We start from the raw sequence: 2573 nt of genomic DNA, 5'->3' as shown, positions 1-2573 counted from the left end.
CAGCGACATGATCTTGCTGTCTGCAAGCAGATCGTCGACATCGGCAACGACGCCGATCAGGGTCTTGTAGGATTTGATCAGCGCCTCGTCGAAGGCTTCGTCGGCATCGTCGTAACGGTCGATCCAGTAGGCGGATGTCTCGGCCATCTGCGAGGCGGTCTGGGCCTTGTCGCCGGCGGCCAGCGTTCCATCGGTCTGGAAATTGAAGGCAGCGGCAAGCTGCTTGTAGATCGGGCCGAATTCGGTACCGCCCTGGGTATTGGCATAGCTCGTCGGATCATCGAGATCGCTGGAGAGGACATTCCCCATCGTCGAGATCAAAAGGCTCGTCGGCAGGCCATAGGAAATGCGGATATAGTCGAACAGCCGGGAATTGCCGAGGATATCGTCGATCTTGGTGACGTTCTGGATCGCCGCTTCATAGAATATCTTGTTGAGCTGGGCTGCAGAGGACGAAAGCCGCGGCTGCTGGAAGACATAGGCCTCGTTCGTCGAGGCCTTCTGCATGTCCGACATCGGCAGGTCGCCGGCCGCCAGGGTGCCGTCATCCTGGAAGTTGAAAGCGGCGGCGAGAGGCCGGTAATCGGGCGCATTGTCGATTGCGCCCTGATACTGGGCAATCAGCCTGCTGGGCATGCTGCTGGGATCTGCCAGTTCTTCCGGCGTCGCGCTTGCCTGCACCTGGGCGATCTTGTCCTCGAAACCCTGTTTGTAGTTCGCCGCAGTGACATTCACATAGCTCGCCGGATCGCTGACGTCGCTGGTGACGATGCCCTTGAAATGCTCATAGGACATGTAGTTGGAATCGAAGCCGAAGGCCGTCAGCGCGTAATCCTTAAGCCTGTCGTTCTGCCAGAGCTGGTCAGCCGTCGTGATGTGGTCGATCGCTGCGTTAAAATAGGCCGAGTCCGTCCTGACCGCCTCGCTGCGGTTGGCGATCGACTCATTGTAGAGGCCGATCAGCGCATCTTCCTGTGCCTCGCTTTGAACCACCTCGGTCGATTGCGAAAAGCTGAAGGCCATGGCGAAATTGCGGTAGCGCTCGTCCGTCAGCATATTGGCATAGCTGTTGTCGTCGCTGAGGTCGCTTTCCATGACCTTGCGCATGAAGGCCTTGGCATAGGTCATGTCCTCCAGCCCGTGCGCTTTCATCGCATAGGCGTAGAGCCGGTAGTCGCCGAGGAAATCGTCGATCGAGGTGACATTGCCGATATTGGCCTTGTAATATTCGGTCTCGCGGGCAACCAGCAGCTTTTCGGAGGTGCGCTGCAGGCTCGTCTTCATGTCGCGCGTGATGAGATTGTAGTCGATGAATGTCGAAACCATTGCCGCTCTGCCGATCGCCTGAACCCATGGGCGGGGCACCATCCGGACGGACGCGCCTCCACAATCCCGCGGTCTGAAACCGCCACTATCGGCATTCTTGCTTGCGCGTGGCTTTACGGCGCCCATGTCGACGGCCCCGGAAGATCGGCAAAAAGCCGCCGATCATTTTCACGATTGGGAAACCCTGCCGCGTTGGCTTTTGCTAACCATCAGGAAATGCAAAGTTTTTTAACTGCGATTTTTAAGCGGTCTCAAACGGCCGCGCCCTATCCTTGGATCACAGAGGACGAAAAGTCCCGAAGAGAAGACCGGAAACCGGCTCTCAAGGAAAACAAGGGCGATAGACATGCTGAACGTACTTTCTCAACCGGCCTGGGTTGAAACCCAGCTGCGGCTGGACCCGAAACGCTTCCCCCAGCAGGCGAGCTACAATCTGCACGGACAGGCGAGCAATGTCACCATCAGCCTCGACGAGCGCGGCGCGGTGATGCGCAAGGTGCTGCCGTCAAGCGGCCTGCCGCTGTCGATCGCCCTGCCCGCTCGCGCCTTCAAGGGCGTTGCGGCCCGCGCCATCGACCATGGAGACGGCGAAGTAACCGTCACGCTCGAGCTTCATCACGAGGATCCGGATCTCTGCGTCCCGCTCCTGGTCGCCCATGATCTTTCCGACATCGCCGCCGACTGGCGCGGCTGGTCTGAGGCCTATCGCATCCCCATGCTGATGGTGGAGTCCGATGGCGTCGCCCGACCGCTCGAGGAGCATCTCGGCGAAGTCCGCACCCGCGATATCAAGCCGCGCCGTCGCCATTCGCTTTTCAACGAGCGCCGCCCGCGCTTCCTGATGCGCCGCTCCACCGGCAGCCTCGGCGTCAACATGAAGATCGACGGCCAGGAAATCATCGCCCGCCGCTGATCGACACGAATTCCAGCTTCCTCCAGCGCAAAAAACCGGTCGTCCCTGCGACCGGTTTTTTGTTGGCTGTTTCAGCCGGAGCGATCCGTTCAGAGAAGCCGCAGGGCGAGCGAGGCGCAGAGGCCGGCAAAGACGATCAGCCCGACGGTGCTGTTGAACTTGAACAGGGAAAGGCACTGGCCGGCATCGTGAATGTCGAGCACGAGGATCTGGTAGAATAGCATCACTGCCGCAATCGCCAGGCCGAGATAGGCGACGAGGCCGGCGCCCGAAAAAATGAAAGACAGAAGCAACAGCAGCACGGCGAGGCCGTAGAGACCGAAAAGCCAGGGAC

At 59.6% G+C, this 2573-nt stretch carries 2 protein-coding genes and 1 pseudogene; 1 reads left to right on the top strand and 2 read right to left on the bottom strand.

What is annotated here, in order from left to right; all coding sequences use genetic code 11:
* Window positions 1-1326, bottom strand: a 1326-nt coding sequence (locus VL202_RS14765) for a DUF1217 domain-containing protein (RefSeq protein WP_325464854.1), incomplete at its 3' end; no start/stop codon positions are given.
* 346 nt (window positions 1327-1672) lie between these two features.
* Here VL202_RS14765 and VL202_RS14760 point away from each other — a divergent pair.
* Window positions 1673-2239, top strand: coding sequence for a DUF6101 family protein (locus VL202_RS14760; protein WP_056332611.1), 567 nt, complete (start codon window positions 1673-1675; stop codon window positions 2237-2239).
* A gap of 89 nt (window positions 2240-2328) precedes the next feature.
* Here VL202_RS14760 and ubiA read toward each other — a convergent pair.
* Window positions 2329-2573 (bottom strand): annotated as a pseudogene (gene ubiA / locus VL202_RS14755) (4-hydroxybenzoate octaprenyltransferase); the annotation flags it as partial.

Source organism: Pararhizobium sp., from assembly GCF_035497515.1.
GTDB lineage: Bacteria > Pseudomonadota > Alphaproteobacteria > Rhizobiales > Rhizobiaceae > Pararhizobium.
Note: the sequence above shows the minus strand (reverse complement) of the source record. Positions and strands in the feature narration are given on the sequence as shown.

What these genes read in the sequence shown, in the direction of transcription:
- VL202_RS14760 (WP_056332611.1), top strand. Translation starts at nt 1,673, where the DNA reads ATGCTGAACGTACTTTCTCAACCGGCCTGGGTTGAAACCCAGCTGCGG.